Source organism: Sulfidibacter corallicola, from assembly GCF_017498545.1.
In the GTDB taxonomy this organism is placed as follows: Bacteria; Acidobacteriota; Holophagae; order Acanthopleuribacterales; family Acanthopleuribacteraceae; genus Sulfidibacter; species Sulfidibacter corallicola.
Genome location: NZ_CP071793.1, coordinates 10,767,094 through 10,788,791, shown reverse-complemented (window position 1 = coordinate 10,788,791; position 21,698 = coordinate 10,767,094). Strand labels below are relative to the sequence as shown.

The 21,698-nt window shown below is 60.6% G+C and carries 14 protein-coding genes; 7 read left to right on the top strand and 7 right to left on the bottom strand.

Annotated elements, in window-relative coordinates; all coding sequences use genetic code 11:
• The first annotated feature begins 282 nt into the window (after positions 1-282).
• Positions 283-1,881 carry a reverse transcriptase family protein gene (locus J3U87_RS32070; protein ID WP_237379888.1) on the top strand — a complete coding sequence of 533 codons (1,599 nt, stop codon included), beginning with the start codon at positions 283-285 and terminating at the stop codon, positions 1,879-1,881.
• 191 nt (positions 1,882-2,072) lie between these two features.
• On the opposite strand, the gene J3U87_RS32065 is transcribed toward J3U87_RS32070, so the two are convergent.
• The 5 genes from J3U87_RS32065 to J3U87_RS32045 form a co-directional block, all read right to left on the bottom strand.
• On the bottom strand, positions 2,073-2,615 hold the full coding sequence (locus J3U87_RS32065; protein ID WP_237379887.1) for a phage tail protein: 543 nt from the start codon (positions 2,613-2,615) through the stop codon (positions 2,073-2,075).
• A gap of 15 nt (positions 2,616-2,630) precedes the next feature.
• Positions 2,631-3,155: a phage tail protein gene (locus tag J3U87_RS32060; RefSeq protein ID WP_237379886.1), complete on the bottom strand. Its 525-nt coding sequence runs from the start codon at positions 3,153-3,155 to the stop codon at positions 2,631-2,633.
• A gap of 25 nt (positions 3,156-3,180) precedes the next feature.
• Positions 3,181-3,693 (bottom strand): phage tail protein, encoded by a 513-nt coding sequence (locus J3U87_RS32055; RefSeq protein WP_237379885.1) that lies wholly within the window; start codon positions 3,691-3,693, stop codon positions 3,181-3,183.
• Positions 3,694-4,061: 368 nt separating this feature from the next.
• A complete protein-coding gene (locus J3U87_RS32050) occupies positions 4,062-4,670 on the bottom strand; it encodes a tetratricopeptide repeat protein (RefSeq protein ID WP_237379884.1) in 609 nt (202 codons plus the stop codon).
• A gap of 222 nt (positions 4,671-4,892) precedes the next feature.
• Positions 4,893-4,994, bottom strand: a complete 102-nt coding sequence (locus J3U87_RS32045) for a DM13 domain-containing protein (RefSeq protein WP_237379883.1) — start codon at positions 4,992-4,994, stop codon at positions 4,893-4,895.
• A gap of 893 nt (positions 4,995-5,887) precedes the next feature.
• On the opposite strand from J3U87_RS32045, the gene J3U87_RS32040 reads away from it, so the two are divergent.
• Positions 5,888-9,958 (top strand): DUF7948 domain-containing protein, encoded by a 4,071-nt coding sequence (locus tag J3U87_RS32040; protein WP_237379882.1) that lies wholly within the window; start codon positions 5,888-5,890, stop codon positions 9,956-9,958.
• Between the two features lie 147 nt (positions 9,959-10,105).
• Here the strand turns inward: J3U87_RS32040 and J3U87_RS32035 are convergent, their stop codons facing one another.
• Together J3U87_RS32035 and J3U87_RS32030 are read right to left on the bottom strand one after the other, a co-directional pair.
• On the bottom strand, positions 10,106-11,407 hold the full coding sequence (locus tag J3U87_RS32035) for a DM13 domain-containing protein (RefSeq protein ID WP_237379881.1): 1,302 nt from the start codon (positions 11,405-11,407) through the stop codon (positions 10,106-10,108).
• A 124-nt stretch (positions 11,408-11,531) separates the two neighbouring features.
• Positions 11,532-12,389 carry a hypothetical protein gene (locus J3U87_RS32030; RefSeq protein WP_237379880.1) on the bottom strand — a complete coding sequence of 286 codons (858 nt, stop codon included), beginning with the start codon at positions 12,387-12,389 and terminating at the stop codon, positions 11,532-11,534.
• A gap of 1,090 nt (positions 12,390-13,479) precedes the next feature.
• On the opposite strand from J3U87_RS32030, the gene J3U87_RS32025 reads away from it, so the two are divergent.
• The 5 genes from J3U87_RS32025 to J3U87_RS32005 all read left to right on the top strand — a co-directional run bounded on the left by J3U87_RS32025 (position 13,480) and on the right by J3U87_RS32005 (position 21,671).
• Positions 13,480-14,298 (top strand): class I SAM-dependent methyltransferase, encoded by an 819-nt coding sequence (locus J3U87_RS32025; protein ID WP_237379879.1) that lies wholly within the window; start codon positions 13,480-13,482, stop codon positions 14,296-14,298.
• Positions 14,299-14,771: 473 nt separating this feature from the next.
• Positions 14,772-15,713, top strand: a complete 942-nt coding sequence (locus tag J3U87_RS32020) for a diguanylate cyclase domain-containing protein (protein ID WP_237379878.1) — start codon at positions 14,772-14,774, stop codon at positions 15,711-15,713.
• Complete coding sequence (locus tag J3U87_RS32015; protein ID WP_237379877.1) at positions 15,710-16,321, top strand: TOL_0243 family YfiR-like periplasmic protein; 612 nt, start codon at positions 15,710-15,712, stop codon at positions 16,319-16,321. The genes J3U87_RS32020 and J3U87_RS32015 overlap by 4 nt, the downstream gene beginning before the upstream one ends.
• A 200-nt stretch (positions 16,322-16,521) precedes the next feature.
• On the top strand, positions 16,522-18,468 hold the full coding sequence (locus tag J3U87_RS32010) for a TonB-dependent receptor plug domain-containing protein (protein WP_237379876.1): 1,947 nt from the start codon (positions 16,522-16,524) through the stop codon (positions 18,466-18,468).
• Between the two features lie 32 nt (positions 18,469-18,500).
• On the top strand, positions 18,501-21,671 hold the full coding sequence (locus J3U87_RS32005) for a response regulator (protein WP_237379875.1): 3,171 nt from the start codon (positions 18,501-18,503) through the stop codon (positions 21,669-21,671).
• Positions 21,672-21,698: the final 27 nt, after the last annotated feature.

The window sequence follows — 21,698 nt, the reverse complement described above, 5'->3', positions numbered from 1 at the left end:
TGATGGCCACCATTACGGCGGTGATTGTCGGCTTTGCAACCCGGGTGGCGTTTCGCCATCCATGCAACCTGATCTGTCACGCATCACCGGCTCGATCTTCACTGTGCGGAACTCGCTATGTCAGTGCCAGGTCGGTTTGGATTCCCTGAACCACCTGGTCACCGACATAGCGGTTCCGCGTCGAGTTGATCGATCCGGTCTCGAGATTCTCTCGAAGGTCGACAGTCGCCGCCGCCCTCTCCACATTCGGGTCGTCGCCCCTCCCAGATCGGGGGCCAACCCATGAACAACGCGCGTCAGGAACTGTACGACCGCATTCGCGAGTCCTCCAAGAAAGAGGTCATTCTCGAGGAGATGGTCTCGCTGGGTTTCTGGAACGAGGCCGATCCCGCCTTTCAGAAGGCCCAGGGCGCCATCGAGCGAACCGGTGAGCTGGAACGCGAGATGCGCGCGCTGCACACGGAGCTGAGCCGCCTCGAGAACAAGGAAGCCATGATTCGGGCGATTCGCAAGCGCAACATGGCGCAGGCGAAGGAGCGCCGGGCGGAGACGAAGGCACGGCGGCTGGCCGCGCGCAAGGCTCGCGCCGAGAAGTGGCGCCGGGAGAAGCAACGTGACATCCTGTATCTGGGCGATGGCCATTCGCAGACCCTGCAAGACCGCGAATCCGATGCCGCGAGATTGGGCCGTACGGGCGACCTGCCGGTCCTGCACGACGCAGCCCAATTGGCGTCGGCCATGGAGATCAGCGTCGGCGAATTGCGCTGGCTGGCGTTCGGCCGCAAGGTTTCCAAGGTGGCGCACTACCAGCGGTTCTACGTGCCCAAGAAGACGGGTGGGTTGCGGCTGATCGCGGCGCCGATGCCGCGCCTCAAGGAAATGCAGCGTTGGGTACTGCGCGAGATCCTCGAAAAGGTGCCGCTGCACGAGGCCGCCACCGGGTTCCGGAACGGGATCTCGATCGTCGACAACGCCCGGCGACACGTGGGCTCCGACGTGGTCATCAACATGGACCTCAAAGACTTTTTCCCGACGTTATCGTACCGGCGCGTCAAAGGCGTCTACCGCAAGTTGGGCTATTCCGGCCAGGTCGCGACGATCCTGGCCATGCTGACCACCGAGCCCGAAATGGACCGCGTCGAAATGGACGGCACCCTTTACTGGGTGGCGCGCGGCGAGCGGCGGCTGCCCCAAGGCGCCCCGTCGAGCCCGGCGCTGACCAACATCGCCTGCCGCCGGTTGGACCGACGCTTGGCCGCCTTGGCCGAAGAGTGGGGCTACCGCTACAGCCGCTACGCCGACGACCTGACGTTTTCCGCCAACGGCGAGGCCGCGAGCCGGGCCGGCAAGATCCTGCGCGGCGCACGGTTCATCGTCGAGCAGGAAGGGTTCGTGGTGCACCCCGACAAAACCCGTGTGTTGCGGCGTGGCCGGCGGCAAGAGGTGACCGGCATCGTCGTCAACGACAAGCTGTCGGTGGACCGCAAGACGCTGCGCCGGTTCCGGGCGACCCTGCACCAGGTCGAGCGGCACGGCCCGCAGGGGCGGACCTGGGGCCACAGTCCGGACGTGATCGCGGCCCTGACCGGCTACGCGACCTTTGTGAAGATGGTCGATTCCGAGCGGGCCGAACCGTTCCTGGCCCAGCTCGAGCGCATCCGCGAGAAGTGGGGATACGAGCCGCCGGCATGGGATCCAGGGCCGATTCGAGAGCCCAGCTGGCAACGCTACCAGCCCGAGCCGGAGCCCGCCGAAAGCGATATCGCGACCGAGGCAACGGCGGAGGCTGGCGGTGCGGCTGGAAGCGAGGCCGAGGCCCGCGCACCAGGAGAAGCCGAATCGGCGGAGAACCACAAAAAACCCTGGTGGAAGTTCTGGTAGGGACAGGTTTGCGATTGGTGGCCAAGCCAGTGGTGGAACCATCGCATGCACAAAATGACCGCGAAAGGACGAAGGTACCGCCGATTGCAAGCGCGGCCATCGGAGCCAAGGTTACCTCACGCGTCGATTCGCCGGATCCCTACCTGAATTCCAGATGGTGGTAGGGACCTGGCGATATGAAAGGTAGTCGTTCAGGATCGGGATGGAAAAATGCCATCCCAGGCCATGCAGAACCGAAACGCCTGAACGGGTTGAATATTTAGATGAGACTGGCCCGAGCCCGTCGTGGACAAGGCTGCGCTGCTCATTTGCACCATATTTCCTGATGCCGGGGATTCCTTGTAGGCCATCACGCCTCCACCGCTGGTATTCTGGAAGATGGAAACGTAACTTCCGGTGGGTTTTTCTTGATCGGACAGGTCTTGTTCAGCTACCGCGATGTGATCGTGCTGCGGAAGTTGCGCTGGAACCAACGTGATGTAATTCGCGCCGACGGCGTAGCCCTGTACGGCAGGCGGCAGGCCGGGGCCGGTACCGAAGCCCATCGCAGCGCGATTGTTGAGCGGGGGCATGGCGAAGGTGGTGCGGCCGTCACCGCCGTAGATGGTGCCGATCACCGCAAATAGGGAGGTGAATTGGGCGATTTGGATCAACTGGCCGTCACAACTGAACCAACCCTCCGGAGCGAAGGTGTAGGGAAAGGTCCGAATTTCTCCGATAAAGGGCTCAGACATAAGAACCTCCTTCCATTATGAACGTGAGGGATAGGTACCCTTGAGCGAAATGATGTAGTTGATGCAGAGCGTCGCCATGTGGTTTTCGTGGGCCAGGCCGCCGCCGGTGGATCCCACGACATTGTCCGGAAAGTCTTGCAGCTTGTCGCCGGCCTGCTGCGGTTCGTAAAAGACACCGTCCACCTCAGCCAAAATGTGGCCACCGGGTAGGGTGGTGTTGGCCGTATTGGCGGAGCCCTGCATGGGATGGGTGTGCACGGGCATGGTACTTTCGACCAAGGTGACCGAAGGTTCTCCAAATCGGGCGCCTTGGCTTCGGTTGGTCAAGCCGGGTCCCTGGCCGAAACCCAGCGGAATTCTGCCGCGATAATCCGGTACACCGAAGGTGGCGCGGCCATCCCCGCCGTACATGGTGCCCAACAAGGAGAACAAAGCCTGATTGTCATTGACATTGAGCAGTTGACCATTGCAAATAGCCCAGTCGCGAGGCGCGAAATTTCCGCCGAACATGCGGATTTCCCCCAGAAAAGATTCACTCATACCCAACTCCTGTGTGGTCGCTCCATTAGGGTCTTTGCGGATAATACCCGGTCAAAGCGATGCAGAAATTCACGACGATGGACGGTTGCATATTGTTGTGTTCTTGACCGCCGCCGGCATTGCTGAGCGAGTCTCCAGCCATGGTCACCAGGTTGGCCGCGGCGGTATTGTAGGCATTCTCCCCCGAAATGGCGAGGGTTCGCGTTGAGGTGATGGCAAACTGGTCGGCCGTCTCATTGGCCGCATAAAACGCGTGTGTGTGGGCGGGCATCTGGGCTTGGGTCAGGGTCACGGTTTCGCTCCCGATTGTGTTACCGACAACGACACCTGCGGGTGGGTAGTGGTGAATTGGCGCACGACCGCGCAAATCGGGAAGTCCCATGGTCGTGCGGCCGTCGCCACCGAATTGAGTTCCGATCAGGGAATACAGGGCTTGGTTGTTGGAGATTGGCAGCAACGCGCCGTTGCAAAGCGCCCAGCCCTTGGGGGCGAAATTGAATCCGAAGGACCTGATTTCACCCAAAAAAGGTTCACCCATATTTCAACCTCCTCGATACAGGCAAGATCCCTCGTTTTAGCTCATTGGAAACGAGGACGAATCTCCCCTGCCTGACTGAATGTGCATCGGTATAAGTCAATTGGTCATTTTGTGTTTTTTGGAAAAAGCGTATGGCCAGTTTAACATGAAGCGCAAAAATCTATCCAAAACAATTGACCTAAAAGTTATTCATCCATTTTGTGAAAAATAAGTCGGTTTTGAATCTGCAGGATCCGGGTTTCGAGGGAAACCCGGCGAGCCCTCGAAATCGTCAGCAAGGGGAGTCGCCGGTGCCGGGTCCGGTCGAAGCCGCAGACCGTCCTTTGGTCACCTAGGCTCGGCGGCCAAAGGAAGGCCCGGTTTCCGCGTCAAGGGTCCGTGTTCGGTTGCCAACGTGCGGCCAGATCGCGTGCCTTTTCTCTTTGTTCGGCCGTCATCTCGCGTTCGGTCTGTTCCAGGGTTTCTTTGATGTGGACCTGCATGATGTAGCGGCCGCCTGAGAATTCACAACAAAAGAACACATCGTGTCCCGCACTGGCTTTGAAGACGTGATTGGCCCACAAATAGGCTTTGGTGAGGTCCTTGGGGACACCTTCGCCCTTGAGGTAGATGTTTGCAATTTGGAATTGCGCGACCATGGCATCACTATTTTGGTTGAAATAGCCGGCTCTTCCAACTGCGCCCACCGTGAGACCATTCGCCCATGGCCCCGATTCATTTTGGACGGCCACTTTTTTGTACCACCTGAGGGCCTCTTCGTGGTCTTGCTCGACGCCTTTGCCGAGTTCATAAGCCACACCCAACCGTAATTGGGCCCATGGAATTCCCTCTTCCGCTCTGGGTCGAATGATTTCCAATGCTTTTTGGTGTTCGTAGCGGTCCCAAAAGACGTCGGCGCTTCGTTCGCCCGGATTCGGATTCAGGCCGGCGCAACCTCCGAGTAAACACAATAGAATGAGGCTTGGAGCATGTTTCAATGGGTGATCCTTCCTTTGGAATGGCATTAGCCCGAATGCACCGAGAACCTTCGCGTTTCGAGAGGGGGCACGTTCCGATGAAGGGACTCGGGCAGCGACATCCTGAACGGCAATGGAGACTCACGAGCTGCCGTTTGTTGGATGTTTGGGCATGGTGACCGACGTCAAGACGTGGTCTTCGCCAGTTCAAGTCCCATCGAGGACCAAAACCCGCCAATTTTTTTAAAAAATCTTCATGAAGTTCTCCAGGCGGATGGTGCGCGCGTCCACGATCACCGCACGGCCGCTGATGCCGTTTGTGGTGCTGTTGCGCAAGGTCGCCACAGTGCGGAACTCGCTATGTCAGTACTAAGTCGGTTTGGATTCTCTGAACCACTGGCCTTCCCCGGTTTGCATTCTGGACTCAAGCGGATGGGGGCGGTTGCCTATCACAGTCTTTGCCCTTGCGTTCTGCAAGTCGGTACTCATTCCATGGCCTAGCTACACACTCTCCATGAATCCCTGCCTTCCGCTTACCTGTCGGAAGCGCATTTGGGGTGACCGTCCATGGCTATGACGGTTCCCATGAGCACTCCACCTGATAAGTCGTGTAGGTGGAGGTGACATTTCAACCCTCAGATGTGGATCAATAGGTTCGTGTTCCTCAACCTTCCCATCCTCAGCCTAGAGGCCCATCTCGGCGTAACGACAACGCTTTTGAAACTTAGCTCCTGGTCTCGATTATAGGGTCCCTTATACCTGGTATGAATGTTTTAAAAAAAGATTGGCGGGTTTTGGTCCTCGAAGGGACTTGAACTGGTGAAGACCGCTTGATGTCGGTCTTCATGCCCAAGTGTCCAAAAAACGGCAGTTCGTGGATCTCTTTCGCCGTTCGGGATTTCGCTGCCCGAGCCCCTTTCATCGGAAGATGGCCTTTTCCTCTCGAATTGGCTTATTCCAACAGGCGGTTGAATCCATGAAGGGTTCGACCATCCCCCCGACCCATGGGAGGCGTTGTGCATGCGGCATGCGGTTGGGAAAGTGAAGCGTAATTTTTTAGGTTTTACGATTTATTGATTTTGTCAATAAGGTATCGATCTGTTAAATTTTTGGGTCTATATGTTGGTTTTTTGATCGTGAACCATTGGTCTTGAGATGAATTTTTCGATTTTTTTCTGTTTTTTAAGCCGGTTTCGGCAGTTGAAAATTTGGGCTGTGGCCCTAGGAGTCATTTGGATATGAAGGTCCTCGTTGCGGTGTTGTGCGTGTTGATGGGTTCCCTGGGGTTGGCTCAGACCGATCACGGTTATTTTCTGGGTAACCAGGCCCGGGCGAAATCGGGAAAGAAATTGGTGGACGACCCGAGCGTCGAAGCGGTCTTCCATTCGGACGGACGCAAGCTCTCGTTTTCGAAGGAAGGTCTGGCATTCATGGGCGATCGCGCCCGCAAGACGTCCGCGACCCTTCGCCATGTAAACGGCGCCATGGTCTCACCCGAATTGGGCGCGCCTTCCGGTCACCGGGTCAACATTCTCAAGGGAAGCCCGGAACATTGGCTGACCCATCTCAGTTCCTCCAAATCCCTGACCTATGCCCGTGTTTGGCAAGGGATCGACCTGACCTACGAACCCGACCGCGACGGTCTGAAGGTGCGGTTCGAGATTGCGCCCGGCAGCGATCCGGCCCTCATCGGGCTGGCGGCCCAAGGCTTTTCCTCGAAGCGGGGGCCCACCCACGATACCGAGATCTCGCTCAGCCGCCTGCGGGCCTGGCAGCCGGCGGAGGAGGGGGCTCAAGCGCTTCCTGTCCGCTCGGCCGTCTCGGGGGAAACGCTTTCCCTTTCCGTCGACGCCCACGACCGTAATCGCCCCCTGTATATCGAGGGCACCTTGGTTTGGGGAACCTACTTGGGCGGTGGCGGAGGAGGGTCGCTGGGGTCGCTGGTCGACAAAACCATTCGCTTCTCGAATGTCGCCGTCGACAAAGACGAGAACATCTACATTGCGGGTGGTACTTCGTCGGGCAGCATGCCTCAGGGAGAAACGACGCTTCATGGCTATGCGGCAGATGCCGACATTTACGTCGCCAAGTTCTCACCCGATGGTTCTCGATTGTTGTGGTCCACTTATTTCGGCGGCACCCAATTCGAAACCGCCACCGGTTTGGAGGTTTTGCCGGACGGTGCGATTGCCTTGACCGGCCGTACCAACTCCGCGGATTTCCCCACCACCGAAGACGCTTACGATCGAATTCCCAATGGGGACAATGACGCGTTTCTCGCCATTTTGGACCCGCAAGCCAACCGAATTCGCTACGCGACGTTTTTCGGCGGCAGTTCCTGGGATGAGGCCACCGACTTGGCCGTTGCCGACGACGGCGGCATCATTCTCTATGGCCGAACCGATTCGGATGACCTGCCGACGACCGCCGGCGCCCACGATACGGTCAAGGATGAGACCGATTTCTTCGCTGCCAAGATTCATCCGGGCAGGGGGTTGATCTTCTCCACGTTCATTGGCGGTCAATCCCATGAATGGGAACCGACAACGGTTCATTTTTCTGTCAATGGCGATCTCTGGATGGCCGGACATACCTCATCCCAGGATTTCCCTCTCGCCAACGATCCGGGTCGGTCCAGTACCGCCCTTATTTTCCTTTTGCGAGCCGATGGCAGCGATCTCATGGCCGTCCATGTGTTTTCCGGGTCCTATACCGGGATTTACGATATGACCACCGGTCCGGATGGACACGTCTACGTGACGGGTTTTGCCAGTCCCGAATTCCAAACGACGCCTGGTGCCTTTCTCGAAGAGATTCCCCGCCGGGACTCCGTCTTCGTGGCCAAGGTCAAACCGGATGGCTCCGAGTTGGTTTATGCGACGGGGTTGGTCGAGAATAATTTGTCGTGGGGTTATGGATTGGCGATCGACGATCATGGACAGGCGACGGTCGTCCTCCAGGCGACAGACAACGCGACCATCCCCGTTCCCGACAGTGCCTTCGATGCCGAAGACCACGATGACCCTGAAGCCGTCGTCTGTACCCTCAATGCCGATGGTACAGACGTTTTGGCGGCGACCTATCTGGGCGGTTCGAATTGGGAAAGGCCCCTTGCTGTCGCGAGGATGGACCGTGGTGATTTGGTCGTCATCGGGATTTCCGATTCTCACGATTTTCCCACCAACCGCGACTGGGGTTTCTCTGAGCCCGCTTCGGATTACTGGTGGGTGACCCGCCTCGATTCAGCGCTCGAAACATCGCCGTTCAGTACCAAGATCGGTCTTTATCCCGAACCGGAAGCCCATGATGTCATCGTAGACGACGCCGGTGCCGTATATGTGACCGGCGAAGTCTATGCCCCCGATTTTCCGGTCAGCGAGGGAGCTTACCAACCGAATGTAGCCGGTTCCTCGGATGTGGTGATCACCAAGCTGAGCCCGGACGGTTCGCAACTGGTGTTTTCCACTTATCTCGGCGGGAGCGGCTCCGATGTACCGGCCGCCCTCAGCCTGGGGCCCGACGGCGCCCTGTATGTGACCGGGAAATCGAATTCGAATGATTTTCCCACGACCAGCGGCGCCGTGGTACCCGCCGACGGAAGAACCGGGGACGGTGTCTTTGTCGCCAAACTCAGTGGTGGAGGCTCCCATCTGGACTACGCCACGTTTCTCTCTGAATCGCGGGGCTATGCCAACGACCTGGCCGTGGACGGCTTTGGCCAGGCATACATCGCTGGTTATGCGGAAGATGCATGGCCCGTCACCGATGGTGTCCTTTCGGGTCCCTCCCAAAACAAAAGCCCTTTTCTCACGCAACTTTCGGCCGATGGTGGCACCATCCTGACCAGCACCAGTTTGGGTTTTTTCAACAGCCCCACCGTCAGTAATGGAGAAGCTACCGCGGTGGCTGTCGATGATACGGGCTCTGTCTATTTGGCCGGTAGGGCCGATCAACCCTCGGTCTTTCCGCATACGTCCACGGTGGGAGGCTCTGGCGATCCTGGCAATTTGTTTCTCTGGAAGCTGCCACCCTCCTGGCAAGCCTTGGAGTACGGCGTCATGGTGGATGCCGAACTGGATACCAAGGCATTTATGGCTTTCGATGGCAACGGTCATCTCTATTTGGCCGGAGCTACCCGAAACAGTGATTTTCGGACGCCACCTTGCCCCGACTTGAGCAGCGACTTGCATGGATTCGTCTCCAAGTTCGTCGCGGCTACCGGCCAATTCCTCTGGACGGCCTGTATCGGCGGGAACGGAGAGGATATTCCCGAAGGCATCGTGGTCACCAGAGAGAACCGGACCTTTCTCACCATGAAAACGAGTTCCTCGGATCTTGCGACCAGAGATGCATCAGGCTGGATCCACAATGGCCACGACGATGTCGTCCTCGTGGAAATGGACCGCAACTGTCAGTTGGCCTACGCGACCTATCTCGGTGGGCGCGGCGATACTCGGGTTGCGGGCATCGCGTTGACCGAGGACAACCAGTTGGTCCTGGCCGGGTCGGTAACCGGAGCCATACAGGTGACGGACGATGCCTTTCAAACGACCGCCTCGGGAATGAACAACATGTGGGTCAAGAAATTGTCACCGGCGACCTGCTCGGCTCCGCGGTTCCTGCAACCGCCGTTGGAGATGGGGGCCAGGCTCAGTGATCGAGGTCAATTGTATATACCCAGCTTTGGAAGCGAGCCCATGACCTACCAGTGGTACAAGGATGGCATTCCCATCGAGGGCGCGACAGAACCATCGCTCAGTTTTGGGGGGACCCCCGTCGAGCCTTCGGACATCGGATTCTATATGCGGGAAGACACCAATTTGTGTGGCACCACGCGAAGCCGACCATTTTATCTCCAGGTTGACGCCTTTCCTGGCCAGGTCTCGCTGATTGCAGATCCGAAGGTTCAAACCCTGGGCATTCACATGACCGGATTCTTTCAAAGGGTCGATGGGTGGCTCAGTGATTTTGGTCGATGGAATCCACCCCCTGGACTAACCGCCCAAGAGGAAGAAAAATGGCTCATCGTTCAGGACGCACCACCTGGCCGTCACCAAATCGAACTCGAGAAAAGGGTCGGGGCGGAGTGGATCACCGCCCTGGAGGTGACGCTGCTGGTTCCCTCCGAGGATGTGTTTCGCGATTTCAATGGGGATGGCATGAACAACGTCGCCGATTGGTGGATGTTGGCTCCGTTTTGGAAGGGCGATTATGCCGTGGATCCCAATAGCGATGGCGTCATCGACATTCTCGATTTCATGTACCTCGCGATCGATCCCTCCGACCAGGCGGCGCTTCTGGATCGCTGAGGTTCCTGGTTCCTCGAAACACCGCACGAAACGGGCGAGACCCAACCGGAAAAGGGTATCGCCCGTCCGTGAGATTTCGGGAAAAGGACACCTTCAACCACGAAACCCCCCGGTTTTCAAGGGGGTTCCGCGCTCGGGGCCGCGCTCTTACTGGAAGGTGCCTTCCGAGAAGCTGATCGAGAACAGGGTGCACCAGATGCTGATCGCGTTGAAGTCGTCCAGGCTCACGGACTCGGGGATCGTCAGCTCCAGCGTCTCGTTGTTGAAGACCGTGCCGCTCAGGCTGTCGCTGATGATCGGGCCGTTGACGAAATCGTTGTTCAAGCCCAGGTAGACGCGCACGTCCGGGCCGCCGCCGTTGTAGCTGAAGTTCTCCAGGCGGATGGTTCGCTCGTCCACGATCACCGCCCGGCCGCTGATGCCGTAGGTGGCGCTGTTGCGCAAGGTCGCCACCGTGCCGATGCGTGGGTCCTCCGCCGCCGTCACCGTGACCTGCACCAGGTAGCTGTCGCTCTGGCTGATGCCGTCCGAGCAGGTGACCGGCACGTCCAGCATGCCCACGAAGCCGTCCACCGGCGTGATCGTGTTGCCGTCGCGGGTGTAGTTCGTCCCGTCGGCGACCATCAATACCCAGTCCTCGGGCGCGTTGTCGGGATCCTCGATGGTGAGCTGGTCCAGGGTCAGGGTCAGGCTCGTGCCCGCCGTGATGCTCAGGTCCACCTGGCCCGTGATCGTCGGCGGCTGGTTCTCGTTCTCCACCAGGGCCGGCAGGGGTACCGCCGCGGTCGCCCAGAAGAAGCGCGCACCTTCACCGGCGGTCGAGAAACGCAGCGCCGTCAGCGCCAACGGACCCGGCGAGAACACCTCGTACCAGGTCTCCGCACGCGTGGTGAAATCGTTGAACAGGTACAGGCCCTTGGCCTTGGAGTTCAGGTTGGCGATCGTGGCACGCGCGATCTCCACACCGTCGTACCCCACCTGGCGGACCTGGATGTCGCGGTTCTGGTCGTCCATGTTGACGATCGCCAAGCCGTCCAAGGCGTCGCCCAGCGTGGCCGGGTAGATCCGCCAGCGCACCGCCTGGCGCGTGCTGGTCTCCACGTGGGCCGCGCTGTTGTTGCCCTGGGCGTCCTGATACGAGACCGTGATCTCGATGTCGGAGTCGTTGGTGACCAGGAAGTGGGAGAGCACCTCGCCGGGCGCCAGGTCTTCCGGCGTGAGGACCTGGGTCGCGCCGGCGGCCAGCGTGCGACTGGTGGGTTCCAGTGGGGTGCCGTCGGCCGTGAAGAGCATCAGGTCCAGAATCTGTTCGGTCGTGGAAGGGTTGACCAGCAGGAGTTCGGTCTTGAAATCGCCGGCACTCGGCGTGACGTGGGGCACCATTCGGGTCTGGGCCCACAAGGGCGAGGTCAGCAGGCTCAGGCACAGCCAGGTGGAGAATCGAAACATCGTCTTACCTCTTTTCGTGATCGTTGGGGTCGGTGAGAGCGTAGCAAGGCACGGTTGACGCGTGAGATGGCCGCTTGCCGGGTGCGTGGCATGGCGACGATGCAGGGTCGTTGGCGTGGGGTCGTTAGAAGGAGGCGACCAGGGCCCATTGGTTGTTGAAGCCCTCTGCCGTATTCTTGCCGTCGAGCGTGTCGGTGTAGGTGTATTCCAGGTACCAGGTCTTGTTGAGCGACAAGCCGGCCGTCAGTTCCAGCTTGGTGAGATCGAAAGCGGGGTTGATCAGGGGATTGGCCAGGGGGCTGCTGGTGTCCAGCTCGTCCACCGACCGGATCAGGTCCAACTTGGTGCGCGCGTAGAAGCGGCGATAGCTCCAACCGAGCTCGCCCAGGAAGCGCCACTCGTCGGAAGGGTCTTCGGTGCGGAAGCGGTAGCCGGCCTCCAGCCCTCCGTAAAACCCGCGGCCGAGGCTGCGCCCGTAGAGACCGCGCACCTCGTAGTCCTCCTGTCCGTTGCCCAGCGGGATGTCGTCGTCCTCATCGTAAAGGTAGGGCAGCTTGGCCGTGAAGGCGAGCGCCCAAACGTTGGGACCCTCGGTCAGTTGGTAACGCAGGCCCAGGTCGAAATCGGCGAAGTCGTCGTTGCCGAGGCTCAATTCGAGAAAGGCGTTTTTGAGCGACTGCTCGATATCTTTATAGGTGAAGCTGCCGAAGACGGCCAAGCGGTCCGTCAGCCCGTGCTCGAAATAGAGCGACAGGTTTTCGTCACGAAACTTGGCGTATTGGTCGGGAAAATCTTCGAAGGGGTCGACGCGATCGCCGGCGGCGTTGTAATTCGCGTCGCTCTTGAAGAGATTGGCGGATAGCTTCAGGTAGGTTCGGCCCCGCTCGGGGGTCCAGGCCCCGCCGAACAGCGGCGGCGCAAACGCGAGGGTCGTCAAGAGCGCACAAACGGCCAAGGTCCTTGGGGACGGCGTTCGAAGCATGTAGAGCTCCTCTCCAGGGGTTGATCAAGGGCGAATGGCAGAGCGGCGAACCGCGAGTGGCGATGGCGTCGAGTTCCGAACCCAGGTCTTCCGGACGTACCGATTCCGGGAGACACGGCCACCTCTTACTCTTCGGTTTCATTGTGTTTTCCGCCAGTCCCGTAGAGAGACAACCCGACCCACGAATCTATTTCGCCCACGGCATGTGAAATATCACAAATGACGGCATGGGCGGCGCTCGGCTCATCTCGACCCCAGTGATCCCTGTGAGGGCATCGACTGCAACCTATGGAAGCCCAGGCCGAAAGAACCGTCGCGGCCCGTTGGTGGCGGCAGGCAGCGAAGCCAATGCGCGTGGAGGCGGTGGTTGATGGAGCTCGCTCCCGGCGATGCGGAAATGACTGGGAGAGTCCGTGTTTTTGGTAGGCGGTGCCGCGAAGGACCGGTAAGGCTGGGCCGGGAAGATCCGTAGGTGAGTGGACCGCCTTGGCTGGCCCGCTCCATCCATCAAAGTGACCGATGCCGGGAGTTCCCGTAACTCCAGGGCATGGTGCCGCCAGGTAGGTGCGACCGCTGGTCGCACATTCCGAAGCGCCATGCTTCTATTGGTGCTTCGCTCTTTGGCGTTTCGTATCTCTGCAGCCTTGGGTTGTTTCGAAATGTCGGCCGGGCCGGCCAACCTACCGCGACGACGTCACTCTCGGCATGCGGGAACTTCGAGGTTACGCACTTCGAAATGTCGGCCGGGCCGGCCAACCTACCGCGACGACGTCACTCTCGGCATGCGGGAACTTCGAGGTTACTCATTTCGAAATGTCGGCCGGGCCGGCCAACCTACCGCGACGACGTCACCCTCGGCATGCGGGGACTTCGACGAGGCTCGCTCCGGTGCATGGTCGGGCGCGGCTGGCTACGACGTCCACGACAAAGGGGGCCGTGGCGATCGACGTATCCGGAACCGGCGGTGGCCCATCGTCGCCCGAGGGCCCACCGACGCGGGCCCGCTGCCGGCATCCCCCCGCGACTTTGCCCCGCAGCGCGCGCCGCGACCGGATAAGATGAAGGAAACATGTCCTGGAGGTCGAGATCCATGCACGAATTTCCCAGCGGCGAGTACGCCCATTCCGAAATCATGGCCGGCGACGTCATGGTGCACACCCTGGCCAAGCAGGCCGACGCCGTCTGGCCCCGCGAACAGTGGTGGTTCGAACGGTTGGACTCGACGGCCTACCCCAACGTCTTGGACGTGGGCTGCGGACCCGGTGAAATCACGCTGCGGTTGGCTCGGGACCTGGGCTTCTCCTCCATCACCGGCATGGATCTCGAGCCGCGCATCATCGACATCGCCAACCAGCGCGCCCGCGATGTGGACAACGTCTCTTTCACCGTCGGCGACGCCACCGCCCTGCCGTTCGAAGACAATCGGTTCGATTTGGCCGTCAATCGCCACATGCTGCAGGTGGTGCCGTCTCCGGAAAAGGTCATCCGCGAAATGGCGCGTGTCGTTCGGCCCGGCGGCCTGCTCTACTTCCTGGTCGAGGATTACGGCATGATCAACGGGGCGCCCGTAGTGCCCGACCTGTTCTGGCACCGCATCCAGCCCGGTCTCCAGAAGCGCGCTTCGGACCTGTTCGTGGGCCGCAAGTGTTATGGCCTACTCAAGTCGCTCGGATTCGAGGAGATCGGTTGCCATTACGCCAGCCCCGACACGATCAACACGCCCGCCGAGGTGTGGGAGGGGATTTTCCGATTCTGGTCGGAAGGCTACGCCGCCTTCATCAGCGAAGCCTGCGACCTGCCAGTCGAAGAAGCCAAGGCCCACTTCCAGGCCTATATCGACGACGTCCACCACCCGGAAGGGTATGTCGTCTGGCACCTGCCGGTCTTCACGGTGCGCAACCCCACCTGAATTCGGGTTTCGAAGTGAAACGGCTTTGGGCGAAATGAGCTCATCATATTCGTGCATATTCGAGAAAATGTGAATGATGGCGTCTTTTGGGTTTTGCCGTGCGCGGAAAAAACTATACTGCCAGAGATAATACCCATAATCTAACAATATGCCGTTATGCGCGCGGGGTATGGGCGCCGTAATCGAATCGGAGCGTTCGAACACATGCGCCTGGAGGAAAAGCGATGGCTTGGCAATACATGTGTTCCCAGTGATTTGGGACTTTTGACGAGAAACCCGAAAATCGATGGGGGTTCGCGTCACCTACAGCGGGATATAGTTGATTTTTACCTGGTGGCACCAGCCCAAACTTGACGGGTGTTTTTAGAAACCAGGATAATAACAAAAAAGAACCCGCGCTTGGCCCGCTTCGGGCTCGGCTTCGAATACCCCTCCGAACCGTTCAAGTGCTGCCCCGCCAGGAGGCCGTCGCGATGATCACAGTGCCCAAGCGGCAACGCGTCATGATTGTTGACGATATCCCTGCCAATATCAAGATTTTGGGGCAGGCCATTCGCGGCATCTACGACGTGTCGGTCGCCACCAACGGACTGCAGGCCCTGCAGTTGGCCCTGGAGCAACCGCCCGACCTGATCCTGCTGGACATCCTGATGCCGGACATGGACGGGTACGAGACCTGTCGGCGCTTGAAGAGCGATCAGCGAACCAGGGACATTCCCATCATTTTCGTGACGTCCAAGGACGAAATGGAGGACGAAACGCTGGGATTGGAGCTGGGCGCGGTGGATTACATCACCAAGCCCTTTCACCTGCCGATCGTGTTGGCACGGGTGAAAACCCATCTGCGTCTGAAGAAACAATCGGATCTGCTGGAAACCCTGGCCAGTCTCGATCCGCTCACCGAAATCCCCAACCGCCGCCAATTCGAAGAGCGTCTGCACGACGAGTGGCGCCGCGGCAAACGCAGCGGCCATTCGCTGGGGCTGATCATGATCGATGTGGATCACTTCAAGGGCTTCAACGATCACTACGGTCACGCGCGCGGTGACGAATGCCTCAAGGCCGTCGCCCGTGCCCTCTCCACGGAACTCAACCGACCCGAAGATCTGGTGGCCCGCTACGGGGGGGAGGAGTTCGCCGCCGTGCTGCCGTCCACCGGCCTGCAGGGCGCCGTGGCGGTCGGGGAGTCGATGCGCCGTGCCGTACAAGACCTGGACATTCCCCACGAGGGCGAGGGCACCTTCGAGCGAGTCACCGTCAGTGTGGGCGCGGCCGCCATGGTGCCGGACCACGAGAGTCGCCCGGTCGACCTGTTGCTCCAGGCCGACTCCTGTCTCTACCAGGCCAAGGCCGACGGCCGCAATCAAGTCTGCGAGATGATCTGCAAACCCTCGCCCGAGGAACCGGCCAAATGAACGGGGTGCCTCCGCCACCCGGGACGCGACCGCGCCCGTCGACCGTCCGCGAAGGAATGGGCTGGTGGCGTTGGACCCTGCGAGTCGGGCTTTTCTGTCTCTTGGTCGCGATGGTGCACCTGGTCGCCCAGACGGGCGCCGGCGAACCGATTACCGATGCCGAGATCAAGGCCACCCTCCTGTTCAAGTTCGTGCCTTTCGTGCGTTGGCCGAAGACCACGCTCGGCGACGAGGAACCCTTCGTGTTCTGCATCCTCGGCGAGGATCCCTTCGGCGAGGTGATCGACCACTACCAGGGCCGCATCGTCAAAGGGCGGGCGCTGGAGATCCGGCGAGTCGCCTCGCTGGCGGAGTTGGAAGGCTGCGACATGTTGTTCATCTCGGCCTCCGAAATCGAGAAGCTGGACACCATCTTCACCCGCCTGGAACGCCGACCGATCCTGACCGTGAGCGATCAGGCGGGATTGGGTGAGCGCGGCGTCATGATCAACTTCTTCGAGGCGGACGAGACGATTCGCTTCGAAATCAACCCCAAGGCAAGTCGCAAGGCGGGGCTGAAAATCGGCTCCCAACTGCTGCGACTCGCCAAGGTCATCGACGGAACCTGAAGGAGCGGCGAATGAAACCATGTCCACGATTTCCGATGCCTGCCGACCGGGTCGCCCGCGATGTCTTGCGGCCGCAAATCGGTTTTTCGATCAGTTTCGCGAAAACGGTCGGTGGGTGGCCCGGCTCCACCTCCTGGCCCCGCCAAGCCTGGGACTCGTCCCACAACGATCGGTTTTCCGCAAGCCGGCCGAGGTGACCCGTGCTGCATGTCCTCGTCTCCAACCCCTTTTCCCTGAGCATGATGCTGCTTTTCACGTCTTTTTCCGACGACCAGGAGCGCATGGATCGGCTCGCCCAGCTCAGCATCGAAGAACTGATCAGCATCAAGGTGGTCTCGGCCGACAAAGCCCCACGCGTCCTGTCCGACAGCGCGGCGGCCGTGTTCGTGGTGACCCGCGAAGATATGGTCCGGTCCGGCGCCATTTCGCTGGCCGACGCCCTGCGATTGGTGCCCGGCGTCCAGGTGGCCCGCATCGGGGTCGACGTCTGGGCGATCAGCGTTCGGGGCTTCAACGAGCTGCACGCCGACAAGCTGCTCGTCCTGATCGACGGCCGCACGATCTACAACCACTTGTTCTCGGGCGTGTTCTGGCCGCGGTTCGATTTGCCCGTCGAGGACGTGGCGCGGATCGAAGTCATTCGAGGGCCGGGCTCCACCCTCTGGGGCGCCAACGCCGTCAATGGCGTCATCAACATCATCACCCGCCATGCCTCCGAAACCCACGGCCCCTTTCTCTCGCTGGCCGGCGGCAACATCGAACGCGGTTTGGGTATCTTTCGTTACGGGGGAGCGCTCGGCGAACGCACCGATTATCGGGTATCCGCCCTGTCCCAATTCCGCGAACAGAAAGCTGTGGCGTTCGACCCACGGGTCCGTTCCGACGATGAGGTCGAGGATTTCCACCTTTCCTTTCGGGTGGACCACCGCTTCGAAAACGAATCCTCCCTGATGGTCAGCGGGGAGAAATTCAACAGCCACGGCCGCCGTCCCACCGCACCCGCGCCGCTGCAGATCGACGACCGCGCCGCCTACCTCCAGGCGCGCTGGCAAAGTGATCCCGGTGCCGACGTCGGCCATTCGGTTCAGGTCTACATCGACTATTTCAAACGGGAGCGCGAGTTCGATTGGGTGGTGTACGACCTGGAGTACCAACAGGATCGTCAGGTCGGAAACCACGATCTGGTGTGGGGTTTCGGGTACCGCCACATCGAGGACGACGTCGTGCGCGGTCTTGCCGGAGGCTTCGAGTTCGCGCCCCAGAAAACCGACGAGGCCGTCAGCAACCTCTTCATTCAAGATCGCTGGACCCTGAGGGAAGGTCGGCTCTTTCTTCAATGGGGCGCCAAGATCGAGCACAACGAATTTACCCATGAAGAACTCCAACCCAGTGCGCGCCTGTTGTGGAAACTTCCCGGCAATCGCGAGCGCAACCTCTGGTTTGCCGCGTCCCGTGCGGTCCACGTCCCCTCGCGGCTGGAGCGGGACGGCGGGCTGATGGGCCGAATCGTGGGCCCGCCGAGCCCCACCGTGGAGGGCAACCCCCAACTGGACTCCAGCGACCTGATCGCCGCCGAGATCGGGTATCGCACCCTGCTGACGACCGGGTTCTGGTTGGATGCGAGCACCTTCTACCACGACTATGACGGTTTGGTCGATTACGAGCGCGATCGCGGTCGGTTCCGGCGGGTCAACGCCATGAAGGGACACAGTTCCGGCGTCGAACTGGCGCTCGAATGGCACCACGGCAAGTGGTGGCGCCTGGCCGGATCGCTCAATTACCTGAACATGGAGATGGAACTCGAAGACTGGGACCTGCCCCTGCGCGATCTCGTGGATTTCGTGGAGAACGGCAGCCCCGAGATCCAGGCCACTTTGCGTTCCTACATGAACTTCGGGCGCGCCTGGCAGCTCGACATCACCGGGCGCTACGTCGATTCCGTCGTTCACGCGGCCCTCGCCAATCCGGTGGCGCCGCCGCCCTTGTCCATCGACGCCTACACCACCTTCGACATGCACGTCGGTTACCGCCCGTCCCGCCGATTCGAGCTTTCGCTGGTCGGTCGCGACCTCGCCGGTGAAAATCGCGAAATCACCCTATACGAGCACGAGCCCAGTGGCTCCGTGGAACTGAAAATCTGGTTTTGAGCCCAACCCGCGACCCCCAGAAAGGTCGATCCATGTCCAAAAAAGGCCGTATTCCCTTCGCGAAACTGACCATCAAGGCCAAGCTGATTCTGCTCGTCGTCACCATCAACATGGTGGTGCTCGGGTTGGCCTGTAGCTCGTTCCTGGTCATCGAGCTGATGACCTTCCGCTCGAAATTGGTTCAGGACCTGTCGATCCTGGCCGAAATCACCGCCGCCAACAGCCAGGCCGCGGTGTATTTCCGCGACGACGAAGCGGCCAAGGAGACGCTGGGCTCGCTGCGCGCCAACCGGAGCGTGGTCTTGGGACGCATCTACACCCCCGATGGCCGGGTCTTCGCCGACTATCGGCGACCGGATGGCCCCAGCTTCGAGCCGCCCGCCGTGCCTCGGGACCACGAGGGGATTTCGCTGGGCAGCGGCCTGATCCACATTTTCCAACCGATCGTGCTCGACGGCCAACATATCGGCACCTGCTACATCTGCACCGATTTGCGCGAACTGCACCAGAGCCTGCGCAACTTCGGGCTGGCGGCGGCCCTGGTGGCGCTGGTCTCCATGCTGCTGGCCTCGTTGCTGGCTTCCCGGTTCCAGATGCTGATCTCCGGGCCGATTCTCCATTTGCTCGACACCTCGGTCAAGGTGGCCCACGACGACACCGGTTACACGATTCGGGCGAAGAAATACGGGCACGACGAAATCGGGCGCCTGACCGAGGGGTTCAACGCCATGTTGGACGAGATCCAACGTCGCGAAGCGGAGCTGGAGAAGCACCAGGACCGGTTGGAGGAAGAGGTGGCCTCGCGCACGGCCGAGCTGGTCAAACTCAATCACGAGTTGCAGACGGCCAAGGAAAAGGCGGAAGAGGCCAACCGTGCCAAGGGCGATTTTCTGGCCAATACCAGCCATGAGATTCGTACCCCGATGAACGCCATTATGGGCATGACCGAGCTGGCCCTGCGCACCAAGCTGACCGCCCAACAGCGCGACTACTTGAAAAAGGTCAAGACCTCGTCGCAGGCCCTGCTGGAGATCCTCAACGACATTCTCGATTTCTCCAAAATGGAGGCCGGCAAGTTGTCCCTGGAAAAGGTGCCCTTCAACCTGGACAACGTGATGGAGAACCTGGTGAACATGATGAACGTGAAGGCCAACGAGAAGGGCCTCGAACTGCTGTTCTTCATGGCGCCGGACGTGCCGTTGAACCTGGTGGGCGATCCGCTGCGCCTGGGCCAGGTGTTGACCAACTTGACCAGCAACGCCATCAAGTTCACCCAGAACGGGGATATCGTGATCATGATCGGCCGCGATGCGCGCACCTACCTGGAGAGCGACGCCAATCAGGTCGAGCAGGATCGGGTGGTGCTGCGATTCACCGTGATCGACAGCGGGATCGGCATCTCGCAGGAGCACCAACAGCGGCTGTTCCAGGCCTTTTCCCAGGCCGACAGCTCCACCACCCGCCAGTACGGCGGCACGGGATTGGGTCTGGCCATCTCCAAGCAGTTGGTGGAGATGATGCACGGGCAAATCAGCGTGGAGAGCGAGCTGGGGCAGGGGAGCCGGTTCAGTTTTTCCGCCGTGTTCGACCGCACCCAGGAGGAGCCCGAGGTGCATGTCCAGGCGCCGCCCGATTTGCGTGGGCTTCGGGTTCTGGTCGTCGACGACCACCCCATGGCGCGCGAAATCATCAGCAAGACCCTGAACCATTTCAGCTTCGAGGTGAAGGCCGTCGGTTCCGGCAGCGAAGCGATCGCCAATTTCGAAAGCGGTAGCGACATGTCGCCCTTCGACCTGGTGATCATGGATTGGCACATGCCGGGCATGGACGGCGTCGAGACCATCCGCAAGATCAAGTCGATGACGCGAACCTGCGAGGGGCCGGCGATTCTGATGGTCACGGCCTACGGACGCGAATCGGTGGTGAACCAGGCCCAGGAGGTCGGTATCGAGGGCTTCCTGGTCAAGCCGGTGCGGCCCTCGCTGCTGTTGGATTCGATCATGTCGATCTTCCTCAAGAAGCCGCTAAAGGAAGAAATCAACACGGGGCCGCCCCAGCGCACCATGGCCCCGGCCCGCCTGATCGGGGCGCGGGTCCTGCTGGTGGAAGACAATCTCACCAACCAGCAGGTGGCCACCGAGTTTCTGGAGGCGGCGGGCCTGATCGTGATCATCGCCGAGAACGGCCGCAAGGCGGTCAACGCGATCATCGAGAAGCGTTCCGGCTACGACCTGGTGTTGATGGACATTCAAATGCCCGAACTCGACGGGTACCAGGCCACCCGGCTGATTCGCGAGTGGGAGGCCGAGCGGGACGAAGAACTGCCGCCGATTCCGATCATCGCCATGACGGCGCACACCATGGCCGGCGATCGCGAGAAGTGCCTGGCCGCGGGCATGAACGACCACACGCCCAAGCCCATCGATCCCGACGTGTTGGTGGCGACGCTCGATCGCTGGCTGGCGCGCAAGCACGCGATGCCGATTCTGGTGGAGCGGGGCGAGGGCACGGCGAATACGGATATCACGGGTTCTGCGAAGCGCCGGAGGGACCAGGCCTCGATTCGCCTGCCCGAAAACCTGCCGGGCATGGACCTGGAGGAAGGCTTGCGCCGGGTGGCCGGGAACCGCCGGCTGCTTCGCGATCTGCTGGTGTCCTTCGGCACCGATTTCTCGCAGACGTTGCGGCAGATTCGCGCCTATTCCGAGGCCGGCGACGGGACCGCCGGGCAACGGTTGACCCACGGCTTGAAGGGCGTTGTCGGCAACCTCGGCGGCGCCGACCTCTTCGAGGAAGTGGTGGCTTTGGAGCGGGCCTTCAAGGACGAGGATCCCGAGTCCGTGGCAGGTCTGCTCGAGGTGTTGGATGGCCGTGCCGCCGCGTTTCGCGACATTTTGGAACCCTTCGAGGCGCTGCGCGACGAGGAGGCGGACGGGTCGACCCCGTCGGCCGAGGACGCCCCGCAGGAACCGCTCGAGCCAGAGCCGTTGCTGGGTCTCATGGCCGAGCTGATCGAGGTGCGCAGCTTGGACGTGGACGATTGTCTGGAGCAGATGAAGCGGGCGGCCTGGGCGCCTTGGGTCGAGGAGCCGCTCGCGGAGCTCGAGGAGTGTTTGGGTCAATTCGATTTCGAGGGGGCCCAGCCCCTGGTGGACGAGCTCGCCCGCCAACTGGGCGTCCAGGTCAGGGGGCGCCGTGATTGATGCGCCTGTGCGCCCTTGATGGGTGTG

Bases quoted from the DNA above. Each gene is read 5' to 3' on its own strand.
- J3U87_RS32055 (WP_237379885.1), bottom strand. From the start codon at position 3,693: ATGGGTGAACCTTTTTTGGGTGAAATCAGGTCCTTCGGATTCAATTTC.
- J3U87_RS32015 (WP_237379877.1), top strand. From the start codon at position 15,710: ATGAACGGGGTGCCTCCGCCACCCGGGACGCGACCGCGCCCGTCGACC.
- J3U87_RS32040 (WP_237379882.1), top strand. From the start codon at position 5,888: ATGAAGGTCCTCGTTGCGGTGTTGTGCGTGTTGATGGGTTCCCTGGGG.
- J3U87_RS32035 (WP_237379881.1), bottom strand. From the start codon at position 11,407: ATGTTTCGATTCTCCACCTGGCTGTGCCTGAGCCTGCTGACCTCGCCC.
- J3U87_RS32030 (WP_237379880.1), bottom strand. From the start codon at position 12,389: ATGCTTCGAACGCCGTCCCCAAGGACCTTGGCCGTTTGTGCGCTCTTG.
- J3U87_RS32060 (WP_237379886.1), bottom strand. From the start codon at position 3,155: ATGAGTGAATCTTTTCTGGGGGAAATCCGCATGTTCGGCGGAAATTTC.
- J3U87_RS32025 (WP_237379879.1), top strand. From the start codon at position 13,480: ATGCACGAATTTCCCAGCGGCGAGTACGCCCATTCCGAAATCATGGCC.
- J3U87_RS32005 (WP_237379875.1), top strand. From the start codon at position 18,501: ATGTCCAAAAAAGGCCGTATTCCCTTCGCGAAACTGACCATCAAGGCC.
- J3U87_RS32070 (WP_237379888.1), top strand. From the start codon at position 283: ATGAACAACGCGCGTCAGGAACTGTACGACCGCATTCGCGAGTCCTCC.
- J3U87_RS32020 (WP_237379878.1), top strand. From the start codon at position 14,772: ATGATCACAGTGCCCAAGCGGCAACGCGTCATGATTGTTGACGATATC.
- J3U87_RS32065 (WP_237379887.1), bottom strand. From the start codon at position 2,615: ATGTCTGAGCCCTTTATCGGAGAAATTCGGACCTTTCCCTACACCTTC.